Origin of the sequence: Wolbachia endosymbiont of Trichogramma kaykai (assembly GCF_045765165.1) — a bacterium.
GTDB lineage: Bacteria > Pseudomonadota > Alphaproteobacteria > Rickettsiales > Anaplasmataceae > Wolbachia.
The window spans coordinates 136,227-157,696 of sequence record NZ_JBJJXK010000002.1; the positions used below are offsets into that span (position 1 = coordinate 136,227).

Here is a 21,470-nt window from a genome sequence, read left to right on the forward strand (position 1 = left end):
CATAACTTATGCTGTAAAAAGTGAGAGTAAGCAACCAAAGAGAATATAACGAATTTCTCAAAAAAAAGAGGAAATATTTTTCATTTTGTTAATCAAGCTATAGAAAATTGGTATGAAAATAGTCCAAAAGTTGCAGGTGGCAATACTACTTATAGTGATAAGGTTGTGATTTTAATACACATAATAGTTCATCTTTTTAGAATTGGCTTGAGGCAAGCTGTAGGTTTTGTAAAAGGTTATATGGTACAAATAGGCAAAAAAACTTAAGATTATCAGCTATACACAAGCTTCCAGAAGATTTAAAAAGCTTAATTTGAAGATTGATGACAATAGAGCCAATAAAGATGATTTTGAAAATATTGAAATTGCCGTAGATAGCACTAGAGTTAGTATCTACAATAATAACGGTGGGCACAGTAAGCTTAATACTCGAAAAAGAAAATACAGTGGTTATGGTCAAGTAAGAAAACTACATGTTGTTTTAAACGTGAATGATAAGAAAGCAATAAGCATGAACTACACTAGTAGTGTTGCTGTAGACTATTTGCCGGTCTGTGATATGTGAGAAGAAGTCAGTGATAAGTATAATATTTGTTCTATTCGAGCAGATGCGGCTTATGATATAAAAAGTGTGTATAAAGAATGCAGAAAATACAATATTGTGCCTATTATTCGCCCTAGAAAGGATACTAAAATTTGTTTAGCTGATTACTTATCAGAAGGAAACGAGTATATTAGTAGAATTAGGTCATATGAGAATTATGAAGATGGTATTAATGAATGGAAGAAAAAAATTAAGTATGGAGCACGGTCTTATATTGAAGTCTTTTTCTATAGGTTGAAGCAAATATTTGTGTTTAGCTTGAAAAATAAATCAGAGGTAAATCATGAAAAAGAGCTGTTAATTAAGTGCTACTTATTGAACATATTTACTGATATAGGTATGGCTAAATTTAAATTATCTGCGTAAATTTACTTTGATTTACATGCCTATCAGTCCTATGCAATAAAGCCATCCAGGTTTACATTTAAATTCTATTACATATTATTATAAGTATTACAAAACTTTAAAGGACAATTATGGCAGTTATGTCAGATAAATGGATAAGGGAAAAGGCTGAAAGCTCTAGAATGATAGAGCCTTTTGTGAATCATAAAAGCAGTAAGGGTGTTGTATCTTTCGGATTATCATCTTATGGCTATGATGCAAGAGTTAGTAATAAGTTTAAGATTTTTACTAATGTTAATTCAGCTATTGTAGACCCCAAGAATTTTTCTGAGAATAGTTTCATAGATAAGGAAACAGATGTATGTATAATACCACCAAATAGTTTTGTACTTGCCAGCACGGTGGAATATTTTCGTATACCAAGGAATGTACTGGTAATTTGTGTTGGTAAATCAACTTATGCAAGATGTGGTATTATAGTAAACGTCACACCTTTAGAGCCTGGATGGGAAGGTCACGTCACACTTGAATTCTCTAACACTACTCCACTTCCTACAAAAATTTACGCTAATGAAGGTGTATGCCAGTTTGTGTTTTTAAGCGGCGAAAGTGAATGCGAGAAATCATACGATGATATGAAAGGAAAATATATGAATCAACATGGTATCACTTTGCCGTTAGTTAAGTGATTACTTTAGATAAAGCTAGATATTGATTCTTTGTATTGAAGATTAGCAAAATTTCTTTTATTAGTTCATCACATTTTTATCACCTAAAACTGCTCGTGCAGAGTGATTTTTAAATGATTCTATAAAGCTAATAAAGAAATTTGTAGAATGATTACTTAAAGCTTTTGCAACTTCTTTTTTTTCTTCATCATTGGCAAGCTGATTAAATAATTCTTCACCTTTTTTTGTAGCCCATTTTGAAATTCTTGTTTTACAGTAGCCTTGTCCGCTCTTTGCAAGAAGGAAAAATCTTCAAAAGTGTACAAGGATGAGACAATACTGTTAAAGGCATCAGTAAAACATGCACTGCCAACAAGTACTCCGTATTCTGTTTTCGATTCTACTAAATGTTTAACCAGTTGATATTTTCTCTGTGATATGCGGGTATTAATATCTATATTATTATCAGTATTTTTTTATTTTTATCCTTACAAGCTTTCCAAACCAAACTTAAAACTTGCTTCAATCTTAATCCACTTCCACTATGTGAATCAGGGTCATTTTTTATACGCTTTAGGCACTCAAGTGCATGTTTTTGCTCATCTGCTGTGAGTTGATCTTTTATCTACAGCTTTTGTGTGCCATTTGCTATGCACTCTAACTGATCAATAAATCCTTCTATTTCCTTTATAAACTTATCATCAACATAAGGCTCGCCATAGTTTTCTTTTAGCTTTTGAATGTTAATATTAATTGCATCATTTACATTAGTATCATGCGTTGTTTGCGGGATACGTGCTGCCTCTATAAATGCTTCAGTTCTTTGATCTAACCATTCTGGTAATTTGCCTCCTGCAAGAACATATAGCTTACTCAATGCTTGAGCAACTAGAGTTAATGTTAGAACAAGAACAATAGATACTATGAGTAATACTACAGCTAAAACAATGACTAGCCACCTCACAGGGGCTAGTAAAATATCTCTTAATTTTGACGTTCTTTGTATGTTACCTGGTGTATCTACTACCACTGGCATAATTAATTAAATAGTCTCACTGTCGTCATATACAAGAATTTCAGTGGTTTTTGTTGCTATGAGTTTTTTTAAGCTCAGCACGTTTTTCTGTGTCCTTAAATAGTCCTAATTTTAATTTGTTTTAAGTTTAAAGTCTTTCGTTAGGTTTGCAGAATACATTTCCTTATTATCTTGGTTATAGAAAGTAAATTTGTGATCGTCTAAACCTAATATTGCAAAGCCAAAGCCGAAAAAGTTTCTAACTTCGTGTGCTAAGTAATTTCTACTATTTGGATAGTTAAATTCTACGTTTTGATAAACGGGTTCTTGATCTTGAGCGTGTAATAGTGCACCGCCATTTCCAACTATAATCTGATCTGGAACATTATCCATTAATAAAATCTGGGCTATATGAATGTGGCCAGAAACTATGGTAGTAACATTGCTTGGAAATTTATCTCCAAAAGCTTCAATTTGTGTAAGATTACCATGGCTTTTTAATGTCAAAAATTCTTTTTTTGGAGATCTCCAAAGTGGTTTATGAGTCAAAAACCACGTGGGCTTACCTTGTATCAATTTATCAAACTGCCTCTCAAAAGCATCAACTGTGCTTTGGGTTGTCAAAATTTCCTCACCGGATGAAGAGTCGAAGATAAAAAACTTCATCGGCCCAGCATCTAAGAACCAACTGGAAATAAGATCTTCACATTTTTGAGGAAAAAGGGGGTATGAATCTAAATATCTGAACCATCCTTCATAAGCTCTATTACAACTCTCATGATTTCCACGAACAAAAAGAAAAGGAGATTGTGTTAAAATATCTTTTGCAGGCTCAAACCAATCAGCGTACCAAGCTTCTTTGCTATATCCATAAATATCGCCGCACTTTTTTGTGTTTCTACATTTTGTTTGTCTATAATGATAATCACCAACATGGATAATTAAATCTGGTTTATGAAAAGCGATTGAATCTAAATTTTTTTTCAAAGGCCAGTGATCTGCAGAATTACATTCTTGCTGAAATAACATATTTATTCTACATCCTGTATCACCAATGAAGGCAATTTTGCTGATCTTTTTCGCTAATGCGGGAACTTTTATATTGTCAATACTAATGTTTTGAGCATTTGTTTCTACTATCAGTTCACAAACTGTTTCGGTATTGTTAATTGAGCTGCGACTTAGCATTTCTACTGCCTTATTATCGACGTAAGCAATGGGACACATGTTATTGTCTATAATCGCACGTATGCTTAATTTATTTTCTGGAATGATTTGAGACCATGTGTACAATATTTGTGCATGAGTGGGGTAAAAGCTAATTGCAAGAGATAGAATTAAAAAAATGAAGATATTAGCTATTTTCATCTGTATAGAGACCTAAATTAAGAATTAGTAGTAAGATTATCTTAAATGATTAAAGTTTGTAACCATAAAATTCATAGTTAAATTATACATGCATTTCCTAAATTATCCTAAATTATCCTAGTATCAGATTGACACTTTAGATGAAAAATCCTAAAATGATGAAGTAATTTAAAGTAATTATATAGAAACTAGAATAAAGTGCGGTCGTGGTGGAATTGGTAGACACGCAGCGTTGAGGTCGCTGTGGCTCACAAAGCCTTGGAAGTTCAAGTCTTCTCGACCGCACCAGGTTGTTTGTTGTAGGTGAAATGTTTATAGGAAATCAAAGTAGAAATAAAGTAGAAAGGGCCATCAGTGAAGTAAGGCGTGGTCTTCCAGTTTTAATATATGATGATGAAAATAACTATTTATTGTTTGCTTCTGCTGAAACTTTAGAAAAAAAATTATTTAGTCAGTATAAGCTTATATCAGGTAATGTGTATGTTACTTTGACTGCAAGTAAGGTAAAATACATATGTCAGAGTAAAGAACATAGTAGCAAACGTCTGTTGATAAGCGATTTTGATGAACTACTCCATCTAATAAACTGTTCAAAGGAAGATTGGATAAAAGAGTTGCAATGCTCAAAGACAATGGATGCGTATGCTGTTGCCTTGCTTAAGTTCTCAGAATTATTGCCATACGCGTTAGTGGCTGATATGACTTTTGAGAATAAACATGAAATGCGAAATTGGTGTGAAGAAAATGACATTATTGCACTAAATACGTTACTTGTGAATGATTTTCAACAAAATCATAGTGTGTATGAAGTGTGTAAAACATCATTATTTTTAAAACAGACTCAAGAAGTAGATATCATATCTTATAGAACCAAAAGTGGCGGAAGAGAACATTATGCAATTATCATTGGTAATCCAGATAAAGATAATGAGCCATTAGTGAGAATTCATTCTTCCTGCTATACAGGAGACTTATTAGACAGCTTATCATGTGATTGCAGAAGCCAGTTACATCAAGCTATTCAAATAATGACAGACTTTGGGAATGGCATTATATTATACTTGATGCAAGATGGGAGAGGTATTGGTTTAACTAATAAGTTAAGAGCATATAGTATGCAAAGAAAATATAATCTTGATACTGTTGATGCAAATAGAGTATTGGGTTTTGAAGATGATGAAAGGAGCTTTGCTGTTGCAGCTAAAATACTTAAGAAATTGAACATTAACAAAATGCAGTTACTTACAAACAATGGTAGAAAGTTATCAGAGTTGAAAAATAACGGTATAGAAGTTACAAAGTGTATACCACTTATTATGGAACGCAATGAATATAATGATTCATATATGGAAACAAAATTTGGCAAGTTAGGCCATGGATTAAGGGTTTATTAGCTTTTTTGTTATAGCTACTTTGTTAGCTTGCTATGTTAATTAATATGAGTTGAGATTTTTAAGAATATTGAGATGCTGAAATTTTTAAAACAAGAAAAAAGTAATGAGTCATTGGATGAGGATATAAATTGGAATTCAAGTCGCTATAGCACAGTTGTTGCTCAGAGAAATACTTTACTTTTATTTACATTAATATTACTAGTTGCAATTTCTATAAGCATATTAGCTATATTTAAAATTAGCACAAGTAGCACTATTGAGCCATTCGTTATAGAAATTGATAAAAAGTCAGGAATAGTGCAATTGGTTGATCCTGTTACAGTAAAACAATATTCTGCAAATGAAACGCTGAACGATTATTTTATTTCAGAGTATATAAAAGCAAGGGAGGTTTTTGACCCATATAATTATAATTATAATTATTATACAAAAGTAAGGTTGTTTTCTTCGCCTAGTGTATATAGTGAATTTAGCAATTATATAAAATCGCAGAATATGAATGACCTTTTGAATTTATATTCAGATGCTAAAGGTGAGTTGAAAATTCGTTCAATTCAAAAATTAGGTAACGATGCTCTTCAAGTGAGATTCTCTATAGAACTTACACGAAAAGATGGAAATTCTTCAAGGAAAAATAAGATAGTTGTGATGTCGTATAAATATGCATCGCTTGAAATGAATGATCAGCAAAGATATATTAATCCGTTAGGTTTTCAAGTTATTTCATATAGAGTAGATGATGAATATGTGTAGGATATTGTTAGTTTTAGCTTTATTAATAAGTGGCAACTTAAATGCATCCATTAATAATAAACCTATTTCTGTAGATAGTAGAATAAAGACTTTTGTATATAGCCCTAATGAGGTGTTTACAGTAGTGTTTAGTCAAGGTTACTATTCTTATATTGAGTTTGCAGAAGGGGAAAAAATCAAAAATATTGCTGTTGGTGATGCATCAAGTTGGAAAATTAATCCTTATGATAATAAACTGCTTGTCATGCCATTTGAAGTCAGTAGTCGCACTAATATGATTATTACGACAACTAAAAAGAGAAATTACATTTTTGATCTAATTTCAAGACCAAATTACGATAAATACCCAGATACTGATGCTAAAAAAGTGGATCATGATTATTCCGTTGAAAAGGATATATCTTACGTAATACGTTTTTATTATCCTCAAGAAGAAGATGAATTTGATGTTGATTTAGATGAGGTTTCTTTACCTACTCAAATGCAATACATTACGGAAAAGCCAGAAAAAATAATACAAGAAAATAATACGAGGTACAACTATACATATATAGATGAAGGTGGTAACGTAGATATAGTTCCAATTGAGTTATTCGATGATGGTTATTTAACCTATTTAAAGTTTAGAAATAGTAATAAAATTCCTCAGATTTTTATAGAAGGCGAATCCTGTAAAAGGCTGTTATTTGATGATTATGTTGTAATAAAAGGAGTACATAAAAAGCTATTAATGCGTTATGAAGGTAGTGAAGTTGAAGTTATAAATAGGTCACTTTAGTTGTGGTACATATAATATGAGTAAAGAAAGGTATAATAGTGTAGAAGATGAATCAGAGGTAGAAAGCAAGGTAGTAACAGTTGGCTCTAATCGAGGTTATAAGGCATTGATGATAGTTATGGTAGCGCTCTTAGTTAGTGGAGTGTACTATCTTTATTTTAGTCCTTCTGATCAAGAGGTTACAGAGATTGTTAAAAAAGAGGAAACAAAGCAAAACATTCAAGAATTGAAAGGAAAGTTAGAACAAGTTCCAGATAATGAAATAGTTTCCGAAAGAGTGGTAACTGATCTCTTGCCACCCTTACCTTCTCTTCCTATTCCACAAGTCATACCAGAAGTAAAACAAATCGAAAAAGAGGAAGTGACAAAAAAAGAAGAGCAACTAAAAGAAATTCCCTTGTCAAATATACCTGTTTTACCAAAGCAAAATTTTCCTTCTGGTAATGTTATTAGCAATTTGCCTACTTCATTTCCTACAGTAGGGGGTGGCGGTTATCCTAGAGACAGACGTAATGCACAAATGTTAGCAATTTCAGGTAGTAGTGGGGAAGGTAAAGCTACAGATGCTGTTTTATCCAATACCTCAGCACAATCGAGCAAAGCTACCAAAGCTGGAAAGCTTGGTTTAATGATTATTCAAGGTAAAGTTATTGACGCTATTCTTGAAACTGCAATAAGTTCTGACTTACAAGGAATGCTCCGTGCTGTTGTTAGTAGAGACGTTTATGCAGAAGCTGGTGATACAATTTTAATACCAAAAGGTTCAAGGTTAATAGGTGTTTATCTATTCGACTCAAATGTTGCAAAAGCCCGCGTGCACATAAATTGGAATAGGATAATTCTTCCTCATGGTATAGATGTTGCTATTGAATCATCTGGTACCGATGAGCTTGGAAGGGAGGGGATAGCTGGAATAGTTGACAATAAAATAGTAAGTGCATTATTCTCTTCAGTAGCACTTGCTGGTGTTTCGATTGGTTCAGCTATTGTAGGACAAAAAGCCTCTAATCTTATTGATGTGCTAACTGCCATGGATGCAGAGAAGTCTATTGCTGCAACTCAAATAGATATTTCTTCTCTCAAAGGGGCTATTGTTGAGAGATTGGAGAATTCTATAAAAACTGAAGTTGGGAAGATAGAGGACGAAAAATGGAAATTGGGTATTAGGGCTATTAAAAAAATTCGAAATGCTAAAAGTGATCAGGATTTGCTGAGAATAATAAAGGAAGAAATAGTAAGTGTGATAAAAAATTCTGGAGCTAGTGGAGTTGATGCAATTACTAGTGACAATATCGGTATAACTTTAGACGATGTACATCAACTGTTGAGGCAAACTCAGAAAAGAAGCAAATCTATTTATGATGAAGTAGTAGGGAAGTCAATCAATGATTTTTCCAAAGACATACGAGATGTAGTTGATAGGAGTGTAGATAAAAAACCAACTATTTATGTTAATCAAGGAACTGCATTGAAAGTATTTGTTAAACAAGATATAGCATTTCCTCCACAGTCAATATTAAATAACTGAAATGAACTATGCTGCACTTGATGCATATTTGGAGCCATTACAAGGCATATTTCAAGAGGAAGGTGTAAATGAAATATCAATAAATAAACCGAAGGAAGTATGGATTGAAAATCGCGGTAAAATAAGATGCGAAAAGTTGGAAATATTTGATCTTAATCATTTAAAATCTCTTAGCAGGTTGATTGCTCAAGCTACAGAACAAAAACTGAGCGAAGAGACACCGCTGCTTTCAGCTACATTACCAAATGGTTATCGTATACAGGTAGTGTTTCCTCCAGCATGTGAGCCTGATAAAGTAGTCATTTCAATTCGTAAACCTTCTTCTATGCAATTGGCATTGGATGATTATGAAAAAATGGGGGCTTTTTCTGAAACTGTTATAAGAGTGACCGATAATCCAGTAGATCGTCATCTAGATTTGCTACTGAAACAAAAAAAAATAAAAGAGTTTTTAGAATATGCTGTAATAAGTAAGAAAAATATCATAATTAGTGGTGGAACTTCCACTGGTAAAACCACTTTTACTAATGCTACTTTGCGTGCTATTCCATCTGAAGAAAGAATTATTACTGTTGAAGATGCAAGAGAGATAGTTTTGAATGATCATCCCAATAAAGTCCATTTAATTGCTTCTAAAGGAGGGCAAGGCAGGGCAAAAGTAACCACTCAAGATTTGATAGAGGCATGTTTACGTTTGAGACCAGATAGAATAATAGTTGGTGAGCTCCGTGGAGCAGAAGCTTTTAGTTTTCTTAGAGCAATAAACACTGGCCACCCAGGGTCAATATCGACTCTTCATGCAGATAGTCCGGCAATGGCTCTTGAGCAAATAAAACTTATGGTTATGCAAGCAAATCTTGGCATTCCCCCAGATCAGATCATACCATACATTAGAAATGTAATTGACATTGTTATTCAACTCAAAAGGACCAGTGGTGGAAAAAGAAGCATTTCTGAAATATTATTTACTAGATCTTCAAATAAAAATACTTAAATTTATACATAAGTTAAGAAAAAAATAGTTTATGAGTAATGGAAATCACCTACGCAATATTCTCATAGGAGGTGTGGTATCTTTTAGCATACTTGAATTTTGCTTCTATTTGTCTGGTATATTATTCTACCTGTTTGTTGACGGTCCAGATGGTGTAGATTTTAGAGCAATTAATCCTAGCTTGACACCTTTTCCTCAAGCTCTCTGGCCGACAATTTTTGATCATATACAATATTGTTGGCATCATCCAGAGCTATATAGCTTTGAGCTCAAAATTAAATTAGTTGTATCTTCTGTACTTCCTCAAATTGTTTTGATGATTATTTTGTGGAATGTGAGAGAAAGACTAATTGAGTGGCGGCCATTTAAAAAGAAAGAATCACTTCATGGAGATTCACAGTGGGCATCAGAGAAAGACATACGAAAAGCGGGATTAAGAAGCAAAAAAGGTCTATTGCTTGGTAAAGATAAGAGAGGATATTTTATTGCTGATGGGTTTCAGCATGTATTGCTCTTTGCACCTACAGGCTCTGGTAAAGGTGTTGGTTTTGTAATTCCTAATTTGTTATTTTGGAATGATTCGGTAATTGTGCATGATATAAAATTAGAAAACTATGAAATAACAAGTGGTTGGCGAGAGAGACAAGGACAAAAAGTATATGTATGGAACCCGGCGCAGCCAGATGGGGTAAGCCATTGTTATAATCCACTGGAATGGATTAGTGAAAAACCTGGACAGATGGTTGACGATGTGCAAAAAATAGCTAACCTAATCATGCCTGAACAAGATTTTTGGCAAAACGAAGCAAGAAGCTTATTTGTTGGGGTGGTGCTATATTTACTTGTTGCACCAGAGAAGGTTAAATCTTTTGGTGAGGTTGTGCGTACGATGCGTAGCGATGACGTAGTTTACAATCTTGCTGTAGTTTTGGACACAATGGGTAAAATAATACATCCGGTAGCGTATATGAACATTGCAGCTTTTTTGCAAAAGGCTGACAAAGAAAGATCAGGTGTTGTGTCAACTATGAACTCGTCGCTTGAATTGTGGGCAAACCCATTGATCGATACTGCAACTGCATCAAGTGATTTTAATATTTTAGATTTTAAAAAGAAGAAAACTACAGTTTATGTTGGTTTAACTCCTGATAACTTAACTAGGCTCAGGCCTTTAATGCAGGTTTTTTACCAACAGGCAACTGAGTTTTTATGTAGAAAATTGCCATCGGATGACGAGCCTTACGGCGTATTATTTTTAATGGATGAGTTTCCAACACTTGGAAAAATGGAGCAATTTCAAACGGGCATCGCATACTTTCGTGGCTATCGAGTAAGGTTATTTTTAATCGTTCAAGATACTGAACAGCTTAAAGGAATATATGAAGAAGCAGGAATGAACTCCTTTTTATCAAACTCAACCTATAGAGTAACTTTTGCAGCCAATAATATTGAAACGGCTAATTTGATATCTCAGCTTATAGGAAATAAAACTGTACAACAAGAATCATTAAACAAACCTAAATTTTTAGACTTGAATCCTGCATCAAGATCATTGCATATCTCTGAAACACAGAGAGCATTGCTCTTACCTCAAGAAATTATTATGCTACCACGTGATGATCAAATAATTTTGATAGAATCGGCTCATCCAATTAAGTCAAAGAAAATTTTGTACTATAGTGATAGCACATTCACAAGGAGGCTGATTAAACCAACACGTGTGCCTACACAAGAGCCATATGATCCAAACAAGGTCTTTTCTGCTGCTAACAAAGATAAGATTATTAATGAAGAAGAGAGTAATGCTATTGAAGCTGCTGATCATCCTGTTGAAGCTAAAACTGAAGATTCAATATACGATGAGCCAGAGATTGAAGATGAATTTGAAGACGAGGATATTGATGATAAATTTGAAGGTGGTGATGGTTTTGATGATGAGGAAGACGATGATGAATTTGAAGATGAGGACAAACTAGACGGCAATAAAATTAAGGATAGAGGTTAATTTTACCTATTTTTAGTTTAGAAAATAGTTAGTTTTTTGTATTAAATCATTTTTAATTAATTAGTACTAGATTAGCTACTTTAACTAGAGGAATAGTCATGATGAGTAAAAAAACATTAGCAGTTACGGCACTTGCTTTATTGTTGTCACAACAATCTTTTGCAAGTGAAACAGAAGGATTTTACTTTGGTGGTGGATATTACGGTCAATATTTGAACTTGGGTAAGTTGAAAGCAAAAATTGGAGGCAAAGATGCTACAGATGATAACCGTGTATCTATAAATGACATAGACGCTCAGAGAACAGAAGGTCAGTTAATAAGTAATTATAAAGGAGATTATAACCCACCTTTTGCTGCAAATGTAACGTTTGGTTACACAGGAGAACTAGGCAATAATAGCTATAGAGCTGAATTGGAAGGGATGTACTCTTCTGTAAAAGTAGATAATGTTGGTTTATTAAGTAATCAAGTAACTGTTTCGTATCTAAAAGACGTTGGTGAGAGTGCTAATAAAAAAACTTATATGTATAAAACTGTAATTAATCATGACCAAGTAGAAAACGCATCTGTAATGGCAAATGTTTATCATTATTGGAAAAGTGATAGTTTCTCTTTTTCTCCTTACGTTGGTATTGGAGTTGGTGCAACAAGAATGACAATGTTTGAAAAATCGTCAATAAGACCTGTAGGTCAATTGAAAGCTGGCTTTGACTATCGTATAAACGAAGATATAAATATGCACATCGGATACAGAGGTTTTGGTGTTTTTGGTAGTAATGTTGATTTTGAAGCAGAGGTGTTAGGAGAAATAAAAGCAAATCAACAGGTAAACCCAGATAGAAAAGAGATATTAGAATTGAATCAAAGTCAAAAACCATCGGACCAGAAGTTACACAAAGAAGGTATCAGTATAGGCAATCAAGTATTTCACACACACGGTATAGAAGCTGGTCTTACTTTTCATTTTGCAAGCAAAGCTTAACTCTGATGGAGACCATTTTCCTGGTGTCTGCATCACACGACTGTAGCTGCTAACCAGGTGGAAAGTTTCTCGTTATCTGAATATTTTCTTTCTTATAATTCAGGCTCTTTTTTCTCAGTTCCAGGGTGTAGGGCTGGAATAACAATAAAGAACATAATAAAGAATGGTTTTTTGTAATAGTTTAGATTTGATCTGACAGATTAATAAAGTAAGATAAAAATATAAATAAATTTTAAAGGAGTGTCAGACATGAGTACAACACAAGAAAAAATACTAGAACCAAAGTTGGGGTTGCTAGAACTTGCAAAGCAATTAGGAAATGTATCCCAAGCGTGTAAAGTAATGGGATATTCAAGGGATACATTTTACCGCTTCAAAGAGCTATATGAAACAGGAGGGGAAAAGCATTATATGAGATAAACATAAGAAATTTACCATATAAAAAAAGGCAGAACAACCCATATTATCTATTTTTAAATTTACGTTCTTTATTGTCTCATTTGACGTTCACTAAACAGAGTGTAGTCTAAGTACAAACTTGTGAAAGGCTTATGTGTAATGCTTCTCCACATAATCACTAATAATTTCCTTAAATTCTTCAAAAATATTATCACCTTGTAAAGTTTTGAAATATTTGCCGTCTTTGTAGACTGCTGAAACAGGTTTTTCTCCATAACCAGGCAGGCTGATCCCCAGATTTGCATGTTTGCTCTCTCCAGGACCATTTACTATGCATCCCATAACAGCAACTTTCATATACTCTACACCAGGATTATTTTTCTTCCATACCGGCATATGAGTTTTTATGTAGCCATTTACTTCCTTAGTTAATATACGAAAACGATCGCTACTTGTGCGTCCACAACCAGGACATGAACTCACCTGAGGGTTAAAGTAGCGCAAACCTATAGACTGCAGTATTTCCTGACATACTACCACCTCATTAGTGCGTGATTCACCAGGGCGCTGAGTTAAAGAAGCCCGGATAGTGTCTCCAATACCATTTTGCAATAAATAAGTAAGCCCTGCTGTGGTATTTACTACGCCTTTGTTACCCATACCAGCTTCGGTTAAACCCAAATGCAGCACGTAATTGGAAGATTTTGCAAGTGCCGTATAAACTAAAATTAAATCCTGCACTCTACTGACTTTACACGAAATGATTATTTTCTCTGCATTAAGGCCAATCTTTTCAGCTTTTTTTGCACTACCAAGAGCAGACATTACAAGCGTCTTACGTAATATAACATCAGAAGTTTTGGGATTACTAGACAAGGAGTTTTCATCCATTAATTTTTGTGCAAGGTACTTATCAAGACTACCCCAATTTACTCCAATTCTGACAGGAAGATCATGCGTTATTGCATACTCTATAATTTTTTCAAATTTTTCATCACGTTTATCACCAAAGCCTATATTACCTGGATTTATCCTAATTTTACCCAGAATTTTAATGTTGTCTGGATAATTCTGAACCAGCCTGTAGAGCTCATATTGTCCACAGCCTACTAATATCTTACCATCAAAGCCTTCTTTATTTATTTCCTCTATTATATAAGGTATTGCTTTTGCTACTCCCTCTGAGTTCAAAGCAATTCGCACCAACTCTGAACCTGCATGCGCTAGTTCTATCACTTCTTTTGCATATTTCTGAACACTGCTTTTTATGTTGTCAGAATCTATATGTACACCAAGTACCATGGATTGAACAACTATAGGATTATTTCCACCTATCTTCACTTGTCCAACTTTTACAGTATGAGTCTTATGCCTGGAAACCGGCGATGACTCATATGCATCATCACTCAATGTCAGTTCTCTATCTAGCATATTATTAATCGTGACACTATTTTACTGTATCAACTACACTGCCAAATGAACTTGAACCATTTAAACTATGCTGTGGTGTTCTATTTAGATCAGTAATAGAATTATGAGAGCACGTTCTTCTTGATGGACTTTCTTTTATAGTAACATTTATAGGGGAAACTTTTTTTTCTCGTGCTGAAGTAACTTTTTTCCCTTTTTGTTGTTCACTTTTATGCTGCTTACTTTCATACTGAGAAACTTGCTCTTGATCTATAAATACAGCACCCTTTAAACGTGCAAGATTAATACCATGCTGATTGATCATAGCATCCTCCCCATCTTCAACTATGCAAGCTCCCAAGTTGTTTGGCTCGTTATCAAGGCTAGCAATTTTTTTTTCTTTTAATTTTTTGACTAGATCTTCTTTGTTTACAGCTAGATCTTGTAACTTTTTTTTCTTGAGGAGCTCCCTACGCTTCTCATACAGTCTATATGACTCAGCAAAATCCTCATCTGCATGAAAGTTTGCACCACCAGGATTACCAGGAGGTATGTACCTCTTACTGAACTTTACCTTAGACTTCGCTTCAACATTATATACATTAAAGAAACTAGAAACCAAAAGTATTAATACGAATAAAACTTTAGAAAAGATCTTAAGCATACTATAGTGAATATTGTGTTTTAAAAGATACCAATTAACAAACTTCAAGTAAATGAGAATCTCTACCAACTTTATAATACAAACATCTTTCTAAAAAATTTACCACCAAAACCTACATAATCCAAAGGAAATTTAAGGTGTTACAAATTTTACCTCTAATAATTTAGACTTGATCTGACAGAAGAATTGACGAGTTCAAAACTGATATCAGAATCTGTTTTAATGTTATCAATATTTTTTTTTGGTAAGCAATACTCATACTATCAAAAAAGGTCTGCATAGGCATAGCAATACTTACTGGAATGAGTTCTATCTCTGTTATAAGAATGCAACCAATGACGACATCTAACTGAAGCTCCTCCAAAGTACTATAAATCTTTTTCCTAAAGATAATATTGTAACATTCATCTTGCATAGTTCTATGAAACCTTTGACATATACCATTAGTTTGTGGAGAATAAGCTTTGGTTCTAGAATGATCAATATTTTCTACTCCCAAATATAACAGGTACGCATGACTACCTGGTTTACCACAATACTCTGTACCACGATCAGTTAAAATGCGTAGCAATGGAACTTTCTGTTCATCAAAAAATGGTATAACTCTATCATTGAGAAGATCTGCAGCTGTGATAGCAGTTTTCTCCGTATAAAGCTTAGCGAAGGCCACTCTAGAGTAGGTGTCAATAAAAGTTTGTTGATAAATTCTTCGAATACCTTTGATATTGCCTACATAATAGGTATCTTGACTACCTAAGTATCCAGGGTGTTGTGTCTCAATTTCGCCATTGGCTTCTTTTTGTTCCCTAGTTTTTTTCTAAAGCAGCAACTTGCTCCTCCGTTAAAATTATACCGTCTTGGACCACCTTTGCTTCCAGGGCTTTCAATCTCTTTTTAAAATTTTCGAGATCGTTTCTTTGCCATATTGACCTTATACCACTAGCAGATATTAGAATTCCTTTTTTCTTTAATTCATTAGCTGCTCTTTCTTGTCCATATGCTGGAAACTCTACTGCTATTTTAACTACTGCTTCTTTTGTATCCTTTGGTACTCTATTGGTAAGTAATGGTTTGCTTTTGTTTATCTCATATAATGCTTTTCCCCTCCTGTTTCATATAGCTCTTTGAAGCGGTAAAATGTATCCCTTGAATATCCCATTACTTTACACGCTTGGGATACATTTCCTAATTGCTTTGCAAGTTCTAGCAACCCCAACTTTGGTTCTAGTATTTTTTCTTGTGTTGTACTCATGTCTGACACTCCTTTAAAATTTATTTATATTTTTATCTTACTTTATTAATCTGTCAGATCAAATCTAAACTATTAGAGGAACGACCTGAAGACAAGACTACAGGAATCTGAAAATAAAAGTAAAGTACTAGAGAAGAATCTAAAGAAACAATCTGAAAGCAAAGATAAAGAGCTAAATGAAAAATTCTTGAAAGCAAGAATTTATAGTAAAAAGCAAGGTAATTACGCCTCTGTTTCTTTTGTACTATCTGGAGCATTTGCTGTTGGTGCAAGTCTAACAATTCTTCATTTAGCAAAATGTGTTTCACTTATTATAGCTGCATCAACTTTTCTTGCAGTAGTAGGATGTTACTGTTCTTATAAGACAAATACTGCACTTAGTGATGTTAAAGTTGGTCAAATCGGGAATGATGCTAGTTATTCTGTAGTGTAATTGTAGAGTAGCTACTTGAGTATTAAATTAGTAATTTAAATATTCACTATTGCTAGTGATTATACCATCACTTTAATTTGGTTGTATTTTACTAAAAAAAACTTTAGATTTATTTTATAATTGATACTCAAATATGATTTGGAATTTATTGCAGAAAGGCCAAAAGGAAGGCTATAAAATTGCGTATATCAATGCTCGTATTATTGACCCGGAAACTAAACTTGATATAAAAGGTTCATTATTGACTGAAGGGGATAAAATTGTTGATTTTAGCGAATCATTACTTTCAACAAGTGGAGTTGATGAAACAATAGACTGTAAAGGGCTTGCTCTAATGCCAGGCCTGATTGACATTCACGTGCATTTTCGTGAACCAGGTCAAGAGCATAAAGAAACTATACATACGGGTAGCAAATCTGCAGCTACAGGAGGCGTTACAACTGTAGTTTGTCAGCCAAACACTGTTCCAGCAATTGATAGTGTTGTCTTGGCTAAATATTTGAAATATAGAGCACTTGAAACTTCACATGTGAATGTTGAATTTTACGCCAAAATTACCACTTCGGAAGAAAAATTAACTGAAATGGCGCTTTTAAAGGAAGCAGGTGCGGTTGGGTTCACCGATGATGGTATGCCAGTTATGAATCCAATGATTATGAGACAGGCACTGCTTTATTCAAGTATGCTTGGTGTTCCTATTGCTCAACATGCAGAAGATTTAAATCTATCTGCTGATGGCGCAATTAATGAGGGTAAGATTTCTGAAGAATTGGGAGTAAAGGGAATTTTGAGTGCATCAGAATCGGTTATGGTAAGTCGTGATATACTACTAATGAAGGACATAGAAAATGTACACTATCATATTTTACATGTCTCTTCAAAAGATTCACTTGATGCTATTAAACGAGCGAAAGATTTGGGGTTAAATGTTACATGTGAAGTAACTCCTCATCACTTTACTTTAACTGAAGATATAGTAAAGCAACATGGAGCAATCGCAAAAATGAATCCGCCACTGCGTACAGAGGAAGATCGTTTAGCTGTGATTGAAGGTTTAAAGACAGGTGTGATTGATTGTATTGCAACCGATCATGCTCCTCATGATCTTAGTTCTAAAGATTTGCCACTTGAAAATGCTGCATTTGGTATTGTTGGCCTTGAAACAATGCTGCCCATTTCACTTGAACTATATCACAGTGGACAAATGGGGCTACTTGATGTGCTTGCAAAATTGACATATAAGCCTGCAGATATCATACATGTGCCACGTGGCCGCATACAGAAAAACCTTGCAGCGGACTTAATTTTAGTTGATTTGGATCATGAATGGAAAATTAAAGTTGACAACTTTGCTAGTAAATCAAAGAATTCCCCTTTTGATGGACGAGAAGTAAGAGGACAAGTAATACGTACTGTTGTGTCTGGCAAAACTGTATACTTACGGAAGAGTTAGTGATCATATAGTTGTGCTTTGAATTTCAACCAATTGTAGAGATTGAATATAAGTGGTAAAATATAGCCACTGAATAAAATATATGTTAATTAGTACGATATCGGAGCTGGAGAATGCATGTGAAGAATTGATGGCAAAAGATCCAAAATTTATAGCAGTGGACACAGAGTTCATTAGAAACAATCTAACCTACTATCCTAGATTATCACTAATTCAAATTTCTTACGGAGAGAAGAGTTTTATTGTAGATGTATTAGTACCGGGAATTGACTTATCGCTTATTAAGAAAATAATGCTGAATCGAGAAATAACCAAAGTTTTTCATAGTTGTCGGCAAGACATAGAATCCTTACTCACCGTGCTTAAATGTGTTCCTACTCCCATTTTTGATACCCAAGTTGCTACTATGTTTTGTCATTATTACCATGACTTTATTGGTTATTCAAAAGTAGTAGAGCAATATCAGGGGGTAGTGCTGGATAAAATTAAAGCTAAAAATTCAGACTGGTTAAAACGGCCATTATCTGAGGATCAATTAGATTATGCAGTAAATGACGTGATACACCTATATGACCTACACCAAATATTATGCAATAAACTTGAAGAAAATAATAGGATGGGATGGTTTCAAGAAGAGATGGAATCAATAGTTGATGTCAATAAATATTTGCATAATCCAAAAGATGCATGGAAGAGGATTAAATTTAATTATGAAGCAAATCCAAGGTTGATGTTAACTGTTAAAGCAGTTAGTGAGTGGCAAGAGACCTTAGCACAGCGTTACAATATAAATCGTAATAAGGCAGTCAGTAATGCTGTAATAACTGGTTTAATTGAAAAAAGTGTGGAACATGTTGATGACATTTTAGATGACCTTAAGAGAAACACAAAAAATATAAAAGAGGAAGATTTATTAGAATTTATAGATATTTTCAATGAGAATGAGAAGGAATTTGTGCAGCAAAATTATACTCTGTCAGATAATTATGATAAATCTGTATTTGATATACTCTCGATTATTTTGGAGAGCAAATGTAAGGAAAATAACATATCAAGAAAGTTAATTTCATCAAAAGCTGAGTTAGCTCGCTCAATATCTGGGCAGATAGATAAACTATTCAAGGGATGGAGATATGATTTTTTCGGCAGATCAATAGAATCGTTTTTGAATGCAGGCTCAAGGTTTGAAATTTTAATGGTAAAATCTGCTGATAATATAGCTAAAATTCGGAGTAATATTGTGGAGAATAACCGTATCACGTCTTGAGGTCTAACGAGTTTATTATATCTTTCACTTGAGAAAGAACATTTGCACTGGTATCGATGATAAAGTCACTCATTTGCTTTTTTTCTTCAATAGGTAGCTGAATACTAGACATTAGATCCAGCTTTTTTTTATCCATATTACGCTCACTGATCCTTTGAGCTTGTACAGAGCTATCTGCATGGATAAAGACAATAAAATTGCAATATAAACGGAATCTAGTTTCCAGCAGGAGTGGAATGTCTAGAACTAGAAACTTTCCGTCGTTTTCTTTCTCCTGATCAATAAAAATTTCTAATTCATTTCGCACAGCGGAATGCACTAAAGACTGAAATTGCTCCCAATTTTCATCATAAGCTAAAAAATATTTAGATAATACTGTTCTATCTATTTTTCCATTTACTATCACCCCAGGAAATTTTTCTTCTGCGTAACTTATTATGTTTTTGTTTACTTTATAAAGCTGGTGCACGACAGAGTCGGCATCAAACAAAGCGGCACCAAATTCTTTAAAGCAATTGGCTATAAAGCTCTTTCCAACTGCAATTCCACCTGTTAAACCTATGATCATATAGCATTTCTTATAAAACTATATTTATAGCATCTCCTATTCCTATTTAAAACTGAATGCATAGGTATAAAAAAGAAAAGCTATTATTTTTTTTAGTAATTAAGTAAAATAGAGTGAAAGATTAAGAGGAAATTTTGAAGAATAAGATAGAAAAGATAGTGATTTCAGGAAAAGAAGTGTGGCCGATTATCGAAGGTGGCAAAGGCATCGCAATCAGTGACGGAAGATCAAGTGGAGCATTTGCTGCAGCAGATGCTGTTGGTACATTTTCTGGTGCAAATGCTAAACTTATCGATAATAATGGCGAGTTAGTGCCGCTAATTTACAAAGGTAAAACAAGAAGTGAAAAACACGAGGAGTTAATTGAGTATAGTATCGAGGCTGGAGTTAGTCAAGCAAAAATAGCGAATGAAATATCAAAAGGCCGTGGAAGAATACATATGAATGTGCTTTGGGAAATGGGAGCAGCAGAGCAAGTCCTTCATGGCATATTAGAAAAAGCAAAAGGCTTAGTTCATGGCATCACTTGCGGTGCTGGTATGCCTTACAGGCTTGGAGAAATTGCAGCTAAATATCAAGTTTATTACTACCCTATTATCTCATCGGCGCGCGCTTTTAAAGCGTTGTGGAAACGTGCTTACCAAAAAATATCTTCTTTTTTACTTGGTGGAGTAGTATATGAGGATCCGTGGCTTGCTGGTGGTCACAATGGACTCAGTAATAGTGAAGATCCAGAATTATCACAGGCTCCATTTGAAAGAGTTGCAGAGCTTAGATCTTTCATGAATGAAGTCGGTCTTTCTGAAACGCCAATTGTTATGGCGGGGGGAGTATGGAATTTGAAGGATTGGGAAAATTGGTTTGACAATTTACAAATTGGACCAATAGCTTTTCAGTTTGGCACTCGTCCACTTTTAACAAAAGAAAGTCCGATTTCTATGGAGTGGAAAAAGAAATTACTCACTTTAGAAAAAGGTGACGTATTTTTAAACAAATTTAGTCCGACAGGATTTTACTCATCTGCAGTAAGAAATAGCTTCATACATGAGCTACAGGAACGAAATTCACGTCAAATAAAATTTTCAGAAAGTGCGAGTGGAGAGTTTAATAATGAATTTGCAATAGGTAGCAGAGGTAGAAAGATTTACCTCACTGTAAAAGAAAAAGAGCTAGCAAATGCATGGATTAAAGCAGGGTATATAGAGGTAATGAAAACTCCAGATGCAACTGTTATTTTTGTGACACCAGGCAAATTTGCGGAGATAAGACAAGATCAAATTAATTGCATGGGATGTTTGAGCCATTGTCTGTTTAGCAATTGGAAAGATCATGGTGGCCATTCAACAGGGCGAAAGCCAGATCCACGGAGTTTCTGTATACAAAAGACACTACAAAACATTGTACATGATGGCAATGTTGAAAATGAACTCATGTTTTCTGGACACAATGTTTACAGATTTAAGCAAGACCCATTTTATGAGAATGGCTACATACCGACAGTAAAAGAACTGGTGGAAAGGATATTAACTGGGTATTAGGTTATGGTTGAATTGACAAGTAAAATTTACCTTATTGTAATAAATGTTTAT

Annotated in this window: 17 protein-coding genes, 1 tRNA gene and 3 pseudogenes; 15 read left to right on the forward strand and 6 right to left on the reverse strand. The window is 34.0% G+C overall.

Annotation, left to right across the window (positions count from 1 at the left end; genetic code table 11):
- Nucleotides 1-20: 20 nt before the first annotated feature.
- Both wTKK_RS06215 and dcd read left to right on the forward strand, forming a co-directional pair.
- Nucleotides 21-970 (forward strand): annotated as a pseudogene (locus tag wTKK_RS06215) (IS5 family transposase).
- Between the two features lie 110 nt (nucleotides 971-1,080).
- Nucleotides 1,081-1,638 carry a dCTP deaminase gene (gene dcd, locus wTKK_RS01575; protein ID WP_407511685.1) on the forward strand — a complete coding sequence of 186 codons (558 nt, stop codon included), beginning with the start codon at nucleotides 1,081-1,083 and terminating at the stop codon, nucleotides 1,636-1,638.
- A gap of 604 nt (nucleotides 1,639-2,242) precedes the next feature.
- On the opposite strand, the gene wTKK_RS01580 is transcribed toward dcd, so the two are convergent.
- Together wTKK_RS01580 and wTKK_RS01585 are read right to left on the reverse strand one after the other, a co-directional pair.
- Complete coding sequence (locus tag wTKK_RS01580) at nucleotides 2,243-2,653, reverse strand: hypothetical protein (protein WP_407511686.1); 411 nt, start codon at nucleotides 2,651-2,653, stop codon at nucleotides 2,243-2,245.
- Between the two features lie 111 nt (nucleotides 2,654-2,764).
- Nucleotides 2,765-4,000, reverse strand: coding sequence for a metallophosphoesterase family protein (locus tag wTKK_RS01585; protein ID WP_407511687.1), 1,236 nt, complete (start codon nucleotides 3,998-4,000; stop codon nucleotides 2,765-2,767).
- A gap of 200 nt (nucleotides 4,001-4,200) precedes the next feature.
- On the opposite strand from wTKK_RS01585, the gene wTKK_RS01590 reads away from it, so the two are divergent.
- The 9 genes and pseudogenes from wTKK_RS01590 to wTKK_RS01630 all read left to right on the forward strand — a co-directional run.
- Nucleotides 4,201-4,288, forward strand: a tRNA-Leu gene (locus wTKK_RS01590).
- Nucleotides 4,289-4,308: 20 nt separating this feature from the next.
- Nucleotides 4,309-5,394, forward strand: a complete 1,086-nt coding sequence (locus tag wTKK_RS01595; RefSeq protein WP_407511688.1) for a GTP cyclohydrolase II — start codon at nucleotides 4,309-4,311, stop codon at nucleotides 5,392-5,394.
- Between the two features lie 72 nt (nucleotides 5,395-5,466).
- Nucleotides 5,467-6,147: a VirB8 family type IV secretion system protein gene (locus wTKK_RS01600; RefSeq protein ID WP_407511689.1), complete on the forward strand. Its 681-nt coding sequence runs from the start codon at nucleotides 5,467-5,469 to the stop codon at nucleotides 6,145-6,147.
- Nucleotides 6,134-6,925, forward strand: coding sequence for a P-type conjugative transfer protein VirB9 (virB9, locus tag wTKK_RS01605; protein WP_407511738.1), 792 nt, complete (start codon nucleotides 6,134-6,136; stop codon nucleotides 6,923-6,925). The genes wTKK_RS01600 and virB9 overlap by 14 nt, the downstream gene beginning before the upstream one ends.
- A 16-nt stretch (nucleotides 6,926-6,941) precedes the next feature.
- Nucleotides 6,942-8,453, forward strand: a complete 1,512-nt coding sequence (locus tag wTKK_RS01610) for a TrbI/VirB10 family protein (protein WP_407511690.1) — start codon at nucleotides 6,942-6,944, stop codon at nucleotides 8,451-8,453.
- A 1-nt stretch (nucleotide 8,454) separates the two neighbouring features.
- Nucleotides 8,455-9,447 carry a P-type DNA transfer ATPase VirB11 gene (gene virB11 / locus wTKK_RS01615; RefSeq protein WP_407511691.1) on the forward strand — a complete coding sequence of 331 codons (993 nt, stop codon included), beginning with the start codon at nucleotides 8,455-8,457 and terminating at the stop codon, nucleotides 9,445-9,447.
- Between the two features lie 31 nt (nucleotides 9,448-9,478).
- Nucleotides 9,479-11,452, forward strand: coding sequence for a type IV secretory system conjugative DNA transfer family protein (locus wTKK_RS01620; protein ID WP_407511692.1), 1,974 nt, complete (start codon nucleotides 9,479-9,481; stop codon nucleotides 11,450-11,452).
- A gap of 98 nt (nucleotides 11,453-11,550) precedes the next feature.
- On the forward strand, nucleotides 11,551-12,435 hold the full coding sequence (locus wTKK_RS01625) for a P44/Msp2 family outer membrane protein (RefSeq protein ID WP_407511693.1): 885 nt from the start codon (nucleotides 11,551-11,553) through the stop codon (nucleotides 12,433-12,435).
- A 249-nt stretch (nucleotides 12,436-12,684) separates the two neighbouring features.
- Nucleotides 12,685-12,837: pseudogene (locus wTKK_RS01630) on the forward strand (helix-turn-helix domain-containing protein); the annotation flags it as partial.
- A gap of 147 nt (nucleotides 12,838-12,984) precedes the next feature.
- Here wTKK_RS01630 and ispG read toward each other — a convergent pair.
- The 3 genes and pseudogenes from ispG to wTKK_RS01645 all read right to left on the reverse strand — a co-directional run bounded on the left by ispG (nucleotide 12,985) and on the right by wTKK_RS01645 (nucleotide 16,160).
- Nucleotides 12,985-14,265, reverse strand: a complete 1,281-nt coding sequence (gene ispG / locus wTKK_RS01635; protein WP_407511694.1) for a flavodoxin-dependent (E)-4-hydroxy-3-methylbut-2-enyl-diphosphate synthase — start codon at nucleotides 14,263-14,265, stop codon at nucleotides 12,985-12,987.
- Nucleotides 14,266-14,281: 16 nt separating this feature from the next.
- A complete protein-coding gene (locus tag wTKK_RS01640) occupies nucleotides 14,282-14,908 on the reverse strand; it encodes a TRP75-related protein (RefSeq protein WP_407511695.1) in 627 nt (208 codons plus the stop codon).
- Nucleotides 14,909-15,071: 163 nt separating this feature from the next.
- A pseudogene (locus wTKK_RS01645) lies at nucleotides 15,072-16,160 on the reverse strand (IS481 family transposase).
- Nucleotides 16,161-16,347: 187 nt separating this feature from the next.
- On the opposite strand from wTKK_RS01645, the gene wTKK_RS01650 reads away from it, so the two are divergent.
- From wTKK_RS01650 to wTKK_RS01660, 3 genes are all read left to right on the forward strand, one after another.
- Nucleotides 16,348-16,593, forward strand: a complete 246-nt coding sequence (locus tag wTKK_RS01650) for a TomO hydrophobic C-terminal domain-containing protein (RefSeq protein ID WP_407511696.1) — start codon at nucleotides 16,348-16,350, stop codon at nucleotides 16,591-16,593.
- Nucleotides 16,594-16,726: 133 nt separating this feature from the next.
- The gene (locus wTKK_RS01655) at nucleotides 16,727-18,046 is read left to right on the forward strand and encodes a dihydroorotase (protein WP_407511697.1); all 1,320 of its coding nucleotides are present in this window, start codon (nucleotides 16,727-16,729) and stop codon (nucleotides 18,044-18,046) included.
- Between the two features lie 82 nt (nucleotides 18,047-18,128).
- Nucleotides 18,129-19,313, forward strand: a complete 1,185-nt coding sequence (locus wTKK_RS01660; RefSeq protein ID WP_407511698.1) for a ribonuclease D — start codon at nucleotides 18,129-18,131, stop codon at nucleotides 19,311-19,313.
- Here the strand turns inward: wTKK_RS01660 and coaE are convergent.
- Nucleotides 19,303-19,881 (reverse strand): dephospho-CoA kinase, encoded by a 579-nt coding sequence (gene coaE / locus wTKK_RS01665; protein ID WP_407511699.1) that lies wholly within the window; start codon nucleotides 19,879-19,881, stop codon nucleotides 19,303-19,305. The two genes, wTKK_RS01660 and coaE, sit on opposite strands and share 11 nt — an antisense overlap.
- A gap of 134 nt (nucleotides 19,882-20,015) precedes the next feature.
- Here coaE and wTKK_RS01670 point away from each other — a divergent pair, with 134 nt between their 5' ends.
- Nucleotides 20,016-21,419, forward strand: a complete 1,404-nt coding sequence (locus wTKK_RS01670; protein WP_407511700.1) for an NAD(P)H-dependent flavin oxidoreductase — start codon at nucleotides 20,016-20,018, stop codon at nucleotides 21,417-21,419.
- Nucleotides 21,420-21,470: the final 51 nt, after the last annotated feature.